The 16367-nt window shown below is 42.9% G+C and carries 13 protein-coding genes; 8 read left to right on the forward strand and 5 right to left on the reverse strand.

The window, feature by feature from the left end:
- Positions 1-32: 32 nt before the first annotated feature.
- From ACPFYS_RS02560 to ACPFYS_RS02570, 3 genes are all read right to left on the reverse strand, one after another.
- Positions 33-1442 (reverse strand): App1 family protein, encoded by a 1410-nt coding sequence (locus ACPFYS_RS02560; protein ID WP_427877512.1) that lies wholly within the window; start codon positions 1440-1442, stop codon positions 33-35.
- Positions 1442-3193 carry a L,D-transpeptidase gene (locus tag ACPFYS_RS02565; protein WP_427877514.1) on the reverse strand — a complete coding sequence of 584 codons (1752 nt, stop codon included), beginning with the start codon at positions 3191-3193 and terminating at the stop codon, positions 1442-1444. The genes ACPFYS_RS02560 and ACPFYS_RS02565 overlap by 1 nt, the downstream gene beginning before the upstream one ends.
- 217 nt (positions 3194-3410) lie before the next feature.
- Entirely contained in the window at positions 3411-4367 is a 957-nt protein-coding gene (locus tag ACPFYS_RS02570; RefSeq protein WP_427877516.1) for an alpha/beta fold hydrolase, read from the reverse strand.
- 229 nt (positions 4368-4596) lie between these two features.
- Between ACPFYS_RS02570 and ACPFYS_RS02575 the strand changes: the two genes are divergently transcribed.
- The 4 genes from ACPFYS_RS02575 (at position 4597) to rpiA (ending at position 9459) form a co-directional block, all read left to right on the forward strand.
- The gene (locus ACPFYS_RS02575; RefSeq protein ID WP_427877518.1) at positions 4597-5694 is read left to right on the forward strand and encodes a diacylglycerol/lipid kinase family protein; all 1098 of its coding nucleotides are present in this window, start codon (positions 4597-4599) and stop codon (positions 5692-5694) included.
- Between the two features lie 31 nt (positions 5695-5725).
- Positions 5726-7399 carry a phosphoglucomutase (alpha-D-glucose-1,6-bisphosphate-dependent) gene (gene pgm, locus ACPFYS_RS02580; protein ID WP_004121470.1) on the forward strand — a complete coding sequence of 558 codons (1674 nt, stop codon included), beginning with the start codon at positions 5726-5728 and terminating at the stop codon, positions 7397-7399.
- A 34-nt stretch (positions 7400-7433) separates the two neighbouring features.
- On the forward strand, positions 7434-8444 hold the full coding sequence (locus ACPFYS_RS02585) for a ribonuclease H family protein (RefSeq protein WP_427877520.1): 1011 nt from the start codon (positions 7434-7436) through the stop codon (positions 8442-8444).
- A gap of 316 nt (positions 8445-8760) precedes the next feature.
- Positions 8761-9459, forward strand: a complete 699-nt coding sequence (gene rpiA, locus ACPFYS_RS02590) for a ribose-5-phosphate isomerase RpiA (RefSeq protein ID WP_427877522.1) — start codon at positions 8761-8763, stop codon at positions 9457-9459.
- A 427-nt stretch (positions 9460-9886) separates the two neighbouring features.
- Here rpiA and ACPFYS_RS02595 read toward each other — a convergent pair whose 3' ends face one another.
- Positions 9887-9976 carry a 30S ribosomal protein bS22 gene (locus ACPFYS_RS02595; RefSeq protein WP_004268639.1) on the reverse strand — a complete coding sequence of 30 codons (90 nt, stop codon included), beginning with the start codon at positions 9974-9976 and terminating at the stop codon, positions 9887-9889.
- A gap of 127 nt (positions 9977-10103) precedes the next feature.
- Positions 10104-10715: a hypothetical protein gene (locus tag ACPFYS_RS02600; RefSeq protein WP_427877525.1), complete on the reverse strand. Its 612-nt coding sequence runs from the start codon at positions 10713-10715 to the stop codon at positions 10104-10106.
- A gap of 114 nt (positions 10716-10829) precedes the next feature.
- Here ACPFYS_RS02600 and radA point away from each other — a divergent pair, with 114 nt between their 5' ends.
- From radA to ACPFYS_RS02620, 4 genes are all read left to right on the forward strand, one after another.
- Complete coding sequence (gene radA, locus ACPFYS_RS02605) at positions 10830-12425, forward strand: DNA repair protein RadA (RefSeq protein WP_427877527.1); 1596 nt, start codon at positions 10830-10832, stop codon at positions 12423-12425.
- Between the two features lie 148 nt (positions 12426-12573).
- Positions 12574-14118, forward strand: coding sequence for an adenosylhomocysteinase (locus tag ACPFYS_RS02610; protein ID WP_427877529.1), 1545 nt, complete (start codon positions 12574-12576; stop codon positions 14116-14118).
- A 142-nt stretch (positions 14119-14260) separates the two neighbouring features.
- Positions 14261-15676, forward strand: coding sequence for an amidohydrolase family protein (locus tag ACPFYS_RS02615; protein ID WP_427877604.1), 1416 nt, complete (start codon positions 14261-14263; stop codon positions 15674-15676).
- A gap of 50 nt (positions 15677-15726) precedes the next feature.
- Positions 15727-16278, forward strand: a complete 552-nt coding sequence (locus tag ACPFYS_RS02620) for a cupin domain-containing protein (protein WP_427877531.1) — start codon at positions 15727-15729, stop codon at positions 16276-16278.
- Positions 16279-16367 lie beyond the last annotated feature (89 nt).

The following is a 16367-nucleotide window of genomic DNA, read 5'->3' on the forward strand; positions in this document are numbered from 1 at the left end:
GACTAAAACAAAACTATGAAAATCTCAAAACTTTACGATCTTTTAAAAACTTCCGAAAGATAAGGCAGTATTGCTTCTTTTAAGCCCTCACCATCAGGAGACACAAAAAACGGAACTCCATGTAATGTTCCAACGCAATTTTTAACCTCAATAGTGCGCAAATTTTCTACGCTAGAATCTTCCTTTAAATCAAAATCATCTTCAGTACTACCAGCAAAAGTGTATGCGGTATGAGATGAGCTTAGTGCCATTCCAAAATCGCGTATGCAATGCTTTCTAAAGTGATCAACAGTATCGTCAGAATGTAATTGTCTAATAGCAACAGCCAACACACGACCAGGATATTTTCTAATAATATTCGCGTACGTTAAAGGATCCTTCTGACCGTCATCTCCTATAAGCACAAAACGCATATCTGGAAAATCATCCATTAGCTGGCTAGCAAACTCCATTTTGTGCTGAGGGCCGTTCGGAACAAAAGTTTTTGGTCGCGGATCAAGATCTCGAAGCAGCAAAGGTCCCTGCGGAAAACCTTCTCTATCAATAAAATGACGAATTGAAGCTTCAACATTCCAAGGAGATGTAGAAAGATAGAAAAACGGCGAGTCTTCAGAAAAATCTTTAATAGCAGCAAATAATGAAGCCATTCCTGGAACTCTCGAGCGGTGAGCTGGGTTCATAATAAGAAGATTATATGCTGCACGAATAGGCGAAGGCGCTTGAGTTACCATAATAGTGTCATCTACATCTGAAATAACACCAATTGATGCAGAAGAAGATATTGCAAATAAGCTAGATTTAACAGCATCACGATTATTCACAGTGTAAGAAACAGTGTGTTGACCTGCACAAAGCGCTCTTTCAGTTACCAAATCCAAATAACCTGCGCGATCAGAAATGCAGTAATCTACTGAAGATACGCCAGCAGACTCAACCTTATCGTAGGTTTCGCAGTCGCCAACCTGCACTTTTTCAAGCGGTATACCATCTATTGATAACGTAACTTTTACGCGAACTGCAGGAACTACAAGCATTGCGTAAATACCGCGCTTTAATGCAGAATGATGCCCTCTTGCAGGAGCGTATACTGTGCGGCAAATAAGCCTAGCGTAACGGTCAGTTCCATAACCAATATACGGTTCAACACTAGGAAACCAACCAGCACGACGAGCCACATAACTAGCAACGCGCATCCACAATCCAAAAACAGCAGTAACACCACGCCTAGCGCAACGCACTATGTAAGGCTTATTATCAATAAGCTCATCGGGTGCAGGAGCATCAAAAAGAGTAGAAGTAACATGAACAGGTATTGGCATGCTACTTACTCGACGAGCCGTACTAGCTGCACTAACCTGGCTAACCTGGCTAACCTGGCTAGAATCTTGTGAATCCGCAGAACTAGCAGTTTTAGAAAAGAAAGTTTTCTTAGAATTAGACATTAACGCACCGGACCGTCTGGCGTATCGCCAACTACCTGCACAATAGTTCCTCGCGGACAATTATCGTAAATCCAACGAGCATCCTGCTCATACATGTTTATACAACCGTGAGAGCCGTGATTAGCTGGATCTCCAGAAGCTATACCAGCATAATTCCACAAAGCAGTGTGGAAGCCTTCTCCGCCATGATAGTAGCTAACCCAACGCACGTTGTGAGTCAAGTAAGGAGAACCGTCAAAATTAGTTCCGCGCATATCTTGAATATCGTAATGCAAGTAGATGAAGAAAGTTCCGCTATGGGACTCACCTAATCCTGTACGTCCAGTGCAAACTGGGAAAGTTTTTACAAGCTCATCATCCTTGTAAACAGAAGCAGTTTGCGTTGACTTATCTACTACGATTCGCATATCAACAAGATTGCGCACTACACTAAATTTAGTAACTTTAGTAGGAACTGTAATATTCGCATCAGCGTTATTATTAACAGCGTCGGAAATCTTCTTCAAAATATCGTTTGAATACTTAATTTCTATACCGTCGTTGCCTTTGATAGTTGTGAAAATTACTTTCCCATCCTTGTCAACAGCATCTTCCTGATCAACTTTTTGCTCATTAAGTTTCTTAGGCAATTCGCTAGAAAGCCATTTGTCAGCAATCTGCTCGTCTATAGCAAACGAAAGCTTTTTGTGAACGATATCAGCTTTTACTTTAATCCAAGATGCAACAACTTCTTTTGGTATTGTAAAATCTTTACCATTTCCGTTATCTAACTTAATTTTTTTCTTTAAAACTTCGTTTAAAGTGTCAGCAATCTTTTGAGCGGCTTCTCTTTTAATTGGAGCATCCGTACGTCTAGAACTGATTGAAACAGATACTGTGTTACCAGGCTTCTCAATTAAACGCTTAACAGCCTCCCTAACTGGCATAGTTTCAACACTTCTACCAGGAACACCATCTTTAACTACGAAAGATGAAGATTTAGTGTCAAATACTGCAGTGTATGGCATTGCGCGATCTCTTTTATGGACGAACTTATTAACAAGATACGCATCCATATCAGAATCTTCACGATGAGCTTCAAGATTAATAGTCTTATTCACCCACGGCATTAGCATTGTGGCAATATTTGAACGCTTAGCGCTCATAATCTTATCTACTGTAGAAGAGGTATCAACTTTTACACCCAACTGATCTAAGCTTGCTGTAATAGTGTTGCCGCGGTCGTCAGTAACTTTAACAAAAGACTGATAAACTGCCCTTTTAACAGCCTTCTCAACATCATCTCTTTGATGTCCTGAAATGTTTTGAGAAATCTCAGCAACACCAAAATTAACTCCAGGAGCTACACGATCGTGGAAATACCAGAGTGAAGCAAAAAATCCTGCAATCAAAAGAATCACAACAACAAGAACCGAATAGAACAATGCTAAAGCTGAATGCTTAGCGCTATTTTTGCCTTTATAATCGTCCGATATTTCTTTAAACGATGTGGTTGCAGTGTAATCGGCATTGTTGGCTTTTACAATATTCATTGCAACCGTTTCGTCTGCTGCTTCAGCTGGAACTGCATTTGCTGACTGATATTGGTACGCAGGATTCGCTGCACTACTGTAGGTGGAATTATTTACTCCATTCACTTCGAAAGAGCCTGTATCAGCGTAGTCGCTAACATCAGCGTCAGAAACATCGCCTAAATTTTCTTCAAGGCTCTTTTCAGAGTTATGATCATCAGTCATTTTAATTTCCACCATAAATGAATACGAAACGGTTTGTATGAATTTTAGGTTTCATACTGCGCATTATCACAAGTAACTGCAAGTAACTGTGCAAGTAACTGTGCAAGTAACGTTCTTGAAAAGACTAGCAGCAAGATTCGCAACAAAAACTTAGAAGTTTATGATGCAATCCTCCCATACTTAATCTCTGCATAGTGAACGCATGTGAAACACGCACTCGCACAGTTTACCACTAGCGACGCACCTGTGCTAGCACGTCGAATAAGGCTTTTGCAACCTCGTCCGGATGCTCTGTAGCACTAAAATGTCCACAATCGTCGATCTCAGTAAAAGATACGTTACTAGAAGCACTAATTTCTTTAACATAAGGCTTCATAACTGTAGGAGAGCTGGAAGGATCTAAATTACCGCTTACTATCGCAACGGGTGCCGTAATTTTCGCAAGTTGATCAGTTAAATCTTCACGTCCTGCTGCCATTCTCTCACGCCACGCAATACCAGCGGTTGGCTGCTGAGTAATCCAATTTTCAAAACGTTTACAAAAGTCGGCAGTTTTCTTTATTGATGAATCAGTTTCCTTTGCTTTCGCAAAGTGCATAACAGGATCAAAAGTGTGCAACTGCTCGCAAATATGCGCTATACGAATACGATCAGCTCTATGCTCAGCATTATCTGCAGTAGATTTTGTGTCACATAATGCGATTGCTGCAACAGAGTCTGGGAAAAGTTTTTGTATAGCGAGCGCAACGTAACCTCCCATAGAAAGACCAACCCAAAAAGCACGTTTGTACCCGGAATCTAAAATTAGTTTTACGTATGCTGCAGCAACTTTATCTAAAGCTTCAGTGTATGCGCCGTCTTGTGCGATTGCGCCTGTTTGTTCCGAAGAAGGAATTTCACTCAACCCAGCTCCCGGCATATCTGGAGCGAATATTGGAGTATCGTAGTTTAGTGTTCCGGATTTTACTGCATTATCAATAAGTTTATTAAGTTCTTGAGCGCAATCATCCCACATTCTGTGATCAACAGGGAATCCGTGAATAAGAACTATTGGAACTACTTGCTCTTTTTTACTGAAACGATCAGTATTTGCATTTCTGTAAATAGTATTGTGCAGTACCGGCACGCGTGAAAAAGCGGTGATATTACTTGAGCCGCTGTTTTCGTTTGTATTTTTCGCAAGTTCCATATTCGTTAATCTCTTTATTTGTTGATTTTTTAAGCTTTTAAAACGCTACTAATCCTACAACCGCGTAAAGAAAGAAAAAACGATTTTAATCAACTTCTAGAAAAAGAATTATAAAAGAAAATATAAGCTAAAATTACGAAATGCATAAAAGGTACGAAATGTGCATAAAATGTTAAATATTTCATCAGTTTTAACCCAATATTTCTAATATTGTGCAAGAATAATAATTATGCAATATATGCCAGCTCAAGCGACTCTTGTACTCATGGTGATTGTTTTTGCTCTTGTACTAGCACCTTTTATCATCATGATTGTTTCGCGTGTGCTCAAAAAGCATCATTTAGCTGAAAAATTGTCTCAGCGTAACGGTGACTCAGTTCATTACGCTTTTATTATTAATCCTTCAAAACCTCAAGCAGAACAGTATAGAAAAACTATAGAAGAATACTGCGAAGAGAATAATTTGCCGTACGAAATTATCGACACTCAGTTAGATAAAGACGGAAGAGAATGTGCTTTAGAAGCTTTAGATCACGGAGCGAATGTTGTTGTTGCTGTTGGCGGAGATGGCACAGTTAGAACGGTTGCTAGCGCAGTAAGCGGAAAAGATCATGCAATGGGAATTATTCCTATTGGAACGGGCAATCTTTTCGCACGTAATATGGGCATACCAATGAACGATGTCCACGCGGCTCTTAAAGTTGCAACTTCTCATGGGTCAAGAAAAGTTGATGTTGGTAGAGTTGCGCTTTTAGATAGTGTAAACAAAGATCATGCTCACGCGTTTTTAATCATATCTGGAATCGGATTCGATGCTCTTATGATTGACGACACAAACCCACATCTAAAGAAAAATATTAGTTGGCTCGCATATTTTGTAGCAGGTGCAAAACACTTATTTATGCCAAAATATCGCGCAAATATTATTTTAAAGCGCACTGACGGCAGCGAGTATAAAACAAATGGCGTAAATTTCCGCACTTTTATGGCTGGAAACTGTGGGCAAATCCCAATGTTTTCGCTTATGCCGAACGCTTCATACGATGACGGCGTGTTAGATTTTGAAATTATTGACACAACAGGCGGAATTATAGGTTGGGCAAACGTATTCGGTGACGTACTGCATCAAACTTTTACTGGAAAAGCTCAACAAAGTCCACTTTCTACAAATTCTAAAATTGATCAATATCAAGGATTGTGGGCGCAAGTTCAGTTAGAAAAAGCAGCTCCAGTGCAGGTAGACGGCGATATTTTAGGATATACAAAACTGTTGCGTTTCACTGTAGAAAAGCAAGCCTTGTGCGTAAGAGTTCCAGAAAGTAAGTAAAAATACCACCGCCGTGGCAAAATAAAAAATTATGGTAGCAAAAAATGCGGGAATGCCCGCCACCCCAGAAGATCTAGTCGACGTCGACGCTTTGGTTGGCGCTTACTATGATGAAGTTCCAAATTCCAACATTCCAGAACAGCGCGTGATTTTCGGCACGTCCGGTCACCGTGGTTCCGCTTTGAAAACTTCGTTTAACGAAGCTCATATTGTGGCTATTACGCAAGCTATTGCTGAATATCGCAAGAAGGCTGGCGTAACTGGCCCTCTTTATATTGGTCGCGATACTCACGCTCTTTCTGAGCCTGCTCAAAAAACTGCTATTGAGGTTTTGGTTGCTAACGGAGTTCACGTTCGCGTTGATTCTCGCGGCGATTTCGTGCCAACTCCTGTTGTTTCTCAGGCTATTTTGACTCATAATCGCGCAGCCGACGGCACTCAGCGTTTTAGCGGAGACGGCTTGGCTGATGGCATTGTTGTCACTCCTTCGCACAATCCTCCAACCGACGGTGGTTTTAAGTACGATCCTGTAACAGGCGGCCCTGCACCTGCAGACGTAACTAATGCGATTGCAAACCGCGCAAATGAATTGCTTGACAACTACAAGTCAGTTAAGCGCGTGCCTTTCGAAGAAGCAATCAAGTCTGATTTGGTTGAAGGCTTCGATTACCGCGAACATTACGTAAGCGACTTGGCAAACGTAATCGACTTCGACGTGATTCGTTCCAGCGGCGTACGTTTGGGAATTGACCCACTCGGCGGCGCAAGCGTAAACTACTGGCCACTTATGAACGAAAAGTACGGCCTGAACATTGGCGTTGTGCGTCCAGAAGTTGACCCAACTTGGCGATTCATGACTATTGACCACGATGGCAAGATTCGTATGGATCCAAGCTCCCCTTACGCAATGAAGGGCTTAGTTGATCAGCTTAACGCTGGCGCTTGGGATAAGTACGATTTGGTCGGCGGCACCGATCCAGATGCTGATCGCCATGGTATTGTGTGCCCGAACTGGGGCGTTATGAACCCGAACCACTACATTGCAGTGTGCGTGGAGTACTTGTTCGGCGGCGCTCGCCCAGATTGGCCAAAGAATACCGCTATTGGTAAGACGCTTGTGTCTTCTTCCTTGATTGACCGCGTGGCTGCTTCTATTAACGCTAAGCTTGTGGAAGTTCCTGTTGGTTTCAAGTGGTTCGTTGACCCACTCTTTAGCGGCGAAGTTGCTTTCGGCGGCGAGGAAAGCTCCGGAATGAGCTTCTTGCGCAAGGATGGTCGCGTTTGGACCACCGATAAGGATGGTTTGATTCCTGATTTGCTCGCTGCGGAAATCACTGCAAAGACTGGCAAGAACCCAGCTCAGCTTCACCAGGATCAGGTTGCTCGCTTTGGCGAAAGCTGGTACAAGCGCGTTGATACTCCAACCACTCTTGAGCAGAAGCAGAAGTTTGCAGCTTTGAGCGGCGACGATGTTGAAGCAACTAAGCTTGCAGGCGAAGATATTACCGCAAAACTTACGGAAGCTCCTGGAAACGGCGCAAAGATTGGCGGCTTGAAGGTGACGACTAAGAACAATTGGTTCGCTGCTCGCCCATCTGGTACCGAGAATATTTACAAGGTTTACGCTGAGTCCTTCGTTTCTCCAGAAGCACTTGACAAGGTTCTTGAGGAAGCTACTGCCGTAGTAGATAAGGCTTTAGCGTAACGTAATAATCTTTCGTAAGTAAAGAATCTACTAATTGCGCTGGTTGCAATCTGCAGCCGGCGCATTTTTGAAAGGTTTTGTAATGATTGTTGTTTCTACCGACGGTTCAGCGCTTGGAAACCCAAACGGCTCAATGGGTTGGGCTTGGGCAGATCACACTGACGAGTCTGGCAGCGCTCACGAACACCATCATTCCGGCAACGCGGATGCCGGAGGCGCTACTAATGGCACGAATCAAATCGGCGAATTATGCGCAGTTTTGGAAGCTTTGCGAGCGCATCCTGGAAGCGAGCCGCTAACAATCGAAAGTGATTCGCAATACGCTATCAACTGCGCAACTACGTGGATTCACGGCTGGAAGAAGAACGGTTGGAAGAACTCTAAAAACGAGCCTGTTAAAAACGCTGATTTGATTCGCGCAATTGACGCGGAACTTACTAAACGCGAAGGTTCCGTAAAATTCGTGTGGGTTAAGGGGCACGCTGGAAACGCTGGCAACGAGAAAGTTGATACATTAGCGCGCACATACGCAGAAGATTGCCGAAGCGGCGTGAAAAGCGGATACTTGCCTTTAGAAGGTTGGAAGTCGCTACTTTCTTCGCCTTACGCAAGTGGAACTGACGTTCCAGAAGATGCAAAAGCGCTTATGGAAAATAAGATTTCTTGCGAAGAGTATCATATTGGCCGCTCTGTTGGAGAAGATACGAATCCAGAATTCGTGAAAATCAACAATAAGCAGGAAAAGCAAGAAGCTGAAAATATAGAAAAACCGGAAAGTATAGAAGAAACAGAAAGTATAGAAGAAACAGATAGTATAGAAAAAACAGAAGAAACAGAGAATAAGCCAGAAAACAAGGCGCAAATAAAGCCGCAGCCAGTTAAAGGATTAAGCGTTTCTGGCGTGCTGCAGTTTACTCCTCCACCAAACACAAGCCCAACGTTTAACGGCCAGCCGCGTTTTATTTCCGGCACAATTAACGTAAGCGGATACGTTGAACCAGATGGAACGTTACGATTTGATCCAACCGCCTTCTACCTTTCATAGGTTATTTTTTAATGTAACGCTCCAAACGCGAGAAATCTATCTCGCATTTGGAGGACTATTCGTTGCGTAGCGCTCCAAACGTGCGCAACTTCTCTCACATTTGGAGGGTTTCGATGTATCTGGCGCTCCAAACGCGCGCAACTTCTCTCACTTTTGGAGCGTGCGAGCGTTCTAACTCAGTTCAAAAAATCTGCACGCAGACTAATATGGAAATGTACGAAAATGAGGCACGCATAAAAGCATAAAGCCTCTCCCGCAAATAGCGATGGAAGTTCATCGGCGAACTCGGGAATAACAAAACAAGAAAGCAGGAATAATGGATAAAGCACAACAAGACGCGCTTAAAAAGGCAGCAGGCATTGAAGCCGCAAAGATTGTAAAAAATGGCATGATGGTTGGTCTTGGCACCGGCTCTACAGTGCGCTTCTTGGTTGACGAGCTTGGCCGCAGAGTTAAGGAAGAAGGCTTGAGCTTCACGGGAGTTACCACTTCTCGCCGCACGCAAGAGCAGGCAGAAAGCTACGGTATTAAGATTCTCGACATTAACGAAGTAGATCACATTGACGTTACAATCGATGGTTCTGACGAAGTTGACAAGAATTTCAACGGTATTAAGGGCGGCGGTGCGGCTCTTCTTTGGGAAAAGATTGTGGCTATTAACTCCGACCGCATCGTGTGGATTGTTGACGCAAGCAAGGTAGTTGATACGATTGGCAAGTTCCCACTTCCTGTTGAGGTGATTCCATTTGGCTCCGCGCAGGTGATTCGCAAGTTCGAAAAGCGCGGATATAAGCCAGTTTTGCGTCTTGATGCGGACGGCAAGGAAGTGCGCACCGACGAGAACAACTTTGTGGTTGATTTGCATATGGAGCGCATTGACCATCCGCAGGAGTTGGCGAAGGATTTGATTGAGACTGTTGGCGTTGTGGAGCACGGCCTGTTCTTGAACATGGTTGACACTGTGATCGTTGGCGACCCAAACGGTCCGCGCACTCTTACGAACCCAAATAAGTAACGCAACTAATCGCAACTAAGCGATTGCAAGTAGAGTCAGCATTTTGCTGGCTCTACTTTTTTATTACTGTAACGCGAGTTTTCGTTTGCCGTGGCGCGAGTATCTGAAAATCGCCAAACAGAGGCCCTAACGCAGAGCGCAATCTGCACGAGTGTCCCAAAACAACCAAAATGAGACACTCACGCAGCGCGCTAACTGCACGCGGGTCTGAAGAACGGGATTAAGAGGCCCTAACGCAGAGCGCAATCTGCACGAGTGTCCCAAAACAACCAAAATGAGACACTCACGCAGAACAACGACTGCACCAGTGTCCCAAGACAAGCCGCGAAATAAATAAATAGAGATAAAAAAGCGCCGGAAACCTCCGACGCTTTTAAAAAGTCTTACGTGCCCAAACGTTCAGACACGCATCAACGCATAAGCATAATTACTTGCGCTGGTGACGAGTCTTACGCAGCAGTTTGCGGTGCTTCTTCTTGCTCATCCGCTTGCGGCGCTTCTTGATGACAGAACCCATCTGAAGCCTCCATTCATATGTAAAAGTGTGCAACTTGCCTAATGGTACACCGTTTTAACGACTTTGCTGAACGCAATACACTATTTTCATATCAGATAGCACTATTTGCGCATAATCTCCACGTAAATCACATAGGGAAAGTGCGGTAGAAGCGTTCTACTGATTGTCTAGATCCACTCACCTCAAAAACAGCGGTATCGTTCTGCCACAAGGCTTTAGCACGTCTTTTGTCACCTTCGTCTGAGCGAACAACATAGTTACCAACAGCCTTATCGGCAATCATAATTTTGCCACTAACAATATCGTCACCTTTAAGCGAGTCATATGCAGATTCATACTGCTTGTTCGCAGAATCGCGGGTTGACCATTGCGCAACGGTTAAAGTAACCTCTCCATCAGCTTCGCCAGTATCGTATTTAAGAGTATATTCTTCCAACGGAGTTGCATCGCTCCAATTAGCACTTGGTACCGCGGAAACTCTCGCAAAATCAAGCACACTATCTGGCATAGATTTCAGCAAAACAGTTGCGTTTGCTGGTAAAGCCTTAGCTGGAATTGACGGCGTCTTTGGAGACGATATATGACTTTTAGCTGGAACCACTTCGTGATTAAAAGCCCAACCCGGCCACACGAATGCTGAAATAAGAGCCAGCAATACTATGATACCTGCTGAGGTAATTACTACTAGAAGATTGCGATGAGAAGCTGCATTCGCATCTTGCGTACTCATATTCGACATACTGTTATTCTCTCACATAACAGTGACTCTACTCATAAGCCGCGTTGATTTTGCGAAATACGATTTTTAATAGCAATTCTTGCGTTTGTCGCAGAAGAAAGATAGCGTCTAATCATGGCTGCAAAATCTCCCGTAACTTACTTGTGCTCCGAATGTGGTTGGAGTGGAGCAAAATGGTATGGCCGCTGCCCAGAATGCGGCGAATGGGGAACTGTTAACGAGTTTCGCGAGATTCGTCTATCTGGAGTATCTAAATCAACTCGTTCCGGAAAAACTGTTGCGCGTAACGTTGCGCGCAATGTTCCACGCAATGTTTCACACAACTCTGCTCTCACTAAAACTAGCGCTTATACCAACGTAAATTCTCAAAATAATTCAGATAATAAAAATGTTACGTTTTCAGAAAACTCTTTTATACGCGGTACTTCGCAACTTGACGTACAAGCCCAGCCAATGAGCGCTATTCAAGCGGATGATAGTATGCGTATTCCTACCGGATTTTCTGAATTTGATAGAGTTTTGGGAGGCGGCCTTGTACCAGGTTCCGTAACTCTTATTGCCGGAGAGCCTGGTATAGGAAAATCAACTTTACTGCTTGAAACTGCAGGAAATATTGCTAGAGCACAAGAAAACTTAACGCAAAAACTTTCAGAAGCAAATTCAGAAACAAATTCACAAACAAAAGCACAATATCCTGCTCCCGTTCTGTATATTTCCGGAGAAGAATCAGCAGCACAAGTTAAATTACGTGCGTCAAGAATTAACGCAGTAAGCGATAATTTACTTCTTGCATCCACTACTGATCTTGACACAGTTTTAGCTTTAATCGAGCAGTATCAGCCTATTCTTGCTATCGTTGATTCCGCACAAACAATTGTGTCTAACGATGTTGATGGCATAACCGGCGGTTCTACTCAAGTTCGCGAAGTTGCGAGCGCACTTATAGACGTTGCAAAATCTTACGATATTCCTGTTCTGCTAGTTGGACACGTTACTAAAGATGGTTCTATTGCAGGCCCTAGGACTTTAGAACATTTAGTAGATGCAGTATGCCAATTTGAGGGTGATTCTCAAACTGCTTTGCGCTTACTTCGCGCTGTTAAGAATCGTTTTGGCCCTACTGATGAAGTTGGCTGCTTTGATATGAGCGGCGACGGCATAGAGGAAGTACCAGATCCTTCTGGACTTTTTCTTTCTTCTAACGAAAATCAGCAAAATGATGGTACTTGCGTGACTTTTACTTTAGAAGGTCACCGCAGTCTTCCTATAGAAATTCAAGCGTTGGTTACTAATTCTGCACTTCCTTCCCCTAGAAGAGCTGTTTCTGGAGCGGATGCAAATAGGATTGCTATGCTTACCGCAGTCTTGTATCGTCACGGGAATGTTAATTTGCTTTCGAAAGATATTTACGTATCTACTATTGCCGGAGCTGTAGCTAAGGAACCTGCTTGCGATATCGCAATTGTTGCGTCTCTTGCTAGCGCTGCAACCGGTCGCAGTATTACTTCCTCTACTTGCGCTATTGGTGAGATAAGTCTTACCGGACAAGTTCGCCCTGTTCCTCGTCTTGAGCCTAGATTACGCGAGGCTGCGCGTATAGGATATCGTCGCGCAGTAGTTTGCAGTTCAAGAAAGAAACTGCATATTCCAGGTTTGCAAATTGTGGAAGTTGCAAACATAAAAGACGCGTTGCGTGAATTAGGATTATAATTTATGCTCCTGAATGATAAATTATGAAAATAGTATAGAAATTATACAAATTTCAGCTAAAGTTTAATCTCCAAAAAAGTGAAAATAAAAATGTACAGAAACCTAAAAAGCATGTACAAAATATTGGAAATATCGCATAAGGGTAAAAATGAGCGTTGATAATTTAGGTGCTAAAAATACAGAAAACTCTCATAGCCGTAATAGCTTTGCTCAATGGGCTGCAACTGTTTCACACCATACGAACCGTTCTTTAGCTGGATCTCGCATATATTTGAACGATTTTTCGGAAAAAACTTACGAAAACAGCTTCGTAACATCTGCACAAAATTGGGGAATGATTCCAGTTAATTCTGCTTCAGAAGCAGATTTCGACGGCACTACTTCACACGAAACGTTACGAAATACTCTGGAAGATGCCACAAAACTTTCCGGAAAAGATGCTATAGATTACGCTCAGTCTCATATGCCTGTTACTCGCACTCTTCTTAAAAATCTTACAAACAGTAAAAAGCTTAACTTGCAGGGGCTTCGCATAGCAGTTTGCTTAGTTTTAGAACCAAAAACAGCGGTTCTTTTACGAGAGCTTAAATCAGCTGGAGCTGAAGTTGGAGTGTTTTGCGCGCCTGAAGAAACTGATCAGCGAGTAGCAGATCAGCTTGTTAATGAAGGAATTGTGGTTGAAGCAAATGTTAATTGGACTGCTGAAGAAACTCACCAAGGCGCTTTAAACTTACTTGACACGATTAAGCCGCAAATTATTATCGACGACGGAGCAAGCTTTGCTCGCTTAGCTTCACTAGAACGCCCAGAAATAGCGAAAAATCTTATTGGTGTTGCTGAAGAAACTACAAGCGGAGTTCGCGCTTTTGAAGCGATGCAAGAAGCTGGAAAACTTACGTACCCTGTTGTTGCAGTGAACGATAGTATTATGAAAACCGGTTTCGATAACCGTCACGGAACAGGCGAAACTTGCGTAACAACTTTGCAAAATATTATTGGATCTGAAATTTTTAATAAATCCTGCGTAACTGTAGTAGGATACGGTCCGGTAGGTCGTGGATTTGCTTTACGAGTGCGCGCGCTTGGAGCAAAAGTTATTGTTTGCGACACTAACCCAATAGCAGCTTTACAAGCAGTATTTGACGGTTTTGAGGCACTCGATATTGAAAAAGCTCTTGAAAAAAGCGATATTGTTATTTCTGCTACTGGAGTGAGACACACAATTACTTTGCAACATCTTTGTGCTATGAAAGAAAAAACTATTGTTGCTGTTATTGGCGGAATTGCTAACGAAATAGCATTGGATGACGTTCCCGGTTTTAAACCTATTCCAGGATCTGATATCCGCGAAATAAATCTTCCAAACGGAAAATCTATAAAACTTATTAGTGAAGGAAACGGCACTAATTACACTAGCGGCGGCGGAAATCCTATTGAGATTATGGATTTTAGTTTTGCTGTACAAATAAGCGCACTCGAGTATCTTATTAAACATGCTAATTTAGATTCTTTAGATTCTTTAGATTCGAGATTAAATTCTTCTCTACCTGCAAACATATATCGTCTTCCTGAATCTTCAGATAAGCAGATAGCAAAAATCGCACTTGAAAGCCGAAAATACAGCAGTAGTAGCGCTGTAGAAGATAACGGTTACCACTGGGATCTTACTCGTTTTGCTGAAGAAGCATCATGAAACATGTTTATTACAAAAGGTAAGTAGAATTTTATATAAATTCAGTTTGTATGAACGAAATTTATAAAAACACGATATTTTAGCTAAATAAGCCAGAAATAAACCAAAAAATAAACCAAAAATAGTGAGGAACCTTCAGGTTATGCTTCAAGATCCTATACGTGCGCTTGCGCACCCAACTCCGCTCAATAATGTTACTTTGTATAGTGCTTCAATGGTAATACCTGTAACTGGTCCTATTATTCCAGAAGGCGCTGTTGCTGTAGCTGATGGTCGAGTTGTTCACGTTGGCACAAGACGTTGGGTTTTGGATTCTCTTCGAGATGAAATGTCTGAAGAAGAACTCCATAAAATGCAAGCAAACGAGAAACATTGGCATGGCGTTATGACTCCTGGTCTTATTAACGCTCATACTCATCTTCAATACACGAATATGACTGAAGTTGGTCTCGGAACTTACAGTAATTTCCGCGGCTGGGAAGAGGGTTTCAATGTTGTGTATGAAGATTTGCAGAACCAGCAAAAGCAGAATCCTTGCGAACAAATTTGGAAAACTTCCGCAGAACGTGGCGCACGAATGATGGTTGAGTCTGGAACTACTGCTGCTGCGGATATTGTAACTGATTTGGAAGCTGTTGGTGCTTTAGCTTCTCAGGGACTTCACGGCATATCGTACTGGGAGGTTATGGGTTGGAAGAACGTTGATTGGAAGGAAGCCGGATACTCGGAACTTCTGAGCCGTTTAAGCCAAATGATGAAAGACGGTAAAGTTCCTAGTATAGGAATAAGCCCTCACGCTCCTTACAGTTTGGAAACTGCTCCTTTTGTTGATTTGCCAGATATTGCTCGACAGTTGAATATGCGTCTTCATATTCATTTGGCTGAAACTCCTATGGAAGCTGGAAATCATGCTGATACTCTCAGCACGTATTCCGCACCCGATTGGAATGCAAGCATGTGGTCTAGTTATAACGATTTGAAATCTCATGGCATGACCGCTTCAGCTATTCAGTTCTTGGATCAGCTTGGCTCTTTGGGGCCGGATGTTCATATTGCGCACGGCGTTTGGGCAGATGGAGAAGATAGACGAATTTTACGTCAGCGTGGTGTTGGAGTAGCTTTGTGCCCTCGTTCTAACAGAATTACTGTTACCGAACGCGACGCACCAATACGAGAATACATGGAAGAAGGTAATCTTCTTGCTATTGGCACTGATTCACTTTCAAGCTCGCCTTCTCTTGATGTTCTTGACGATGCTGCAAAAGTTTATGATTTAGCTACAGCTCAAGGCTATCGTAAGGATGATTTAACACATCGTATTATTCGAATGCTAACTCTTGGTGGCGCTAGCGTTATGGGCTTGCACGTAGGACCGCAGCGAATCGGACAAATTAACGCAGGTGCCACTGCAGATTTAGCTTTCTTTGATATTCCTACTGATGCCTCTTCGCCACAAGGTATTGAGGAAACTCTTCACACTTTCGTCCGTCACGGCGCTGGTACTGCTAGAGCTACTGTTATTTCAGGTCGTCTTGCGTACAACAAAAACGCTTTTTAAGCGCAAAATACAAGTAGATTAACTAAATCAAATACGCGCATGGAGGTTTTATGAGCGTCAAATTAGAAGACATGAGCAGTTGGGCTTCTAACGTAGTTAAAAAGCTTAATCTCGAAGCACATCCTGAAGGAGGATGGTACAGAAGAGATTGGCAAGCTACTGAGCTTTACAGCCAAAAATCTAAAATCGAGGCTGATTGCGAAAGTAAAAACTTGTTAAGCTTAAACGCAAATCACTCTTCAGAAAACTGTTCAGCTAGCGAACCTAGACCACTCGCCTCCCTCATATACTTTTTGCTTCCAAAAGGCGACTCTAGCGCCTGGCACAAGGTTGATGCAGATGAACTGTGGCTTTGGCATGGCCCATCTAATCTTATTCTTGAACTTGGCGGATGTGGGGAAAAGCCGTGTGAAGAGGAAAAGTGTACGAAAATACTGTTAGGAGCAGGAATTTCAGACAGCAGTTCAATTTTACAAACACCATGCGGCCACGCTATAGTTCCAGCTAACGTGTGGCAGCGCACAATACCGGGAGATGGAGATACGCTTGTATCTTGCGTAGTAAGCCCTGGTTTTACTTTTTCTGGTTTTAATTTGGCATAAATATTTGTGTAGCGTATTTGCTTAGTACGCTTATTTACTGCGGTTCTATAACAAGCTATAAGTAACTAACATAACGACTCGGCTTTCTA

This window comes from Gardnerella sp. 2492 (assembly GCF_050320365.1).
Lineage (GTDB): Bacteria > Actinomycetota > Actinomycetes > Actinomycetales > Bifidobacteriaceae > Bifidobacterium.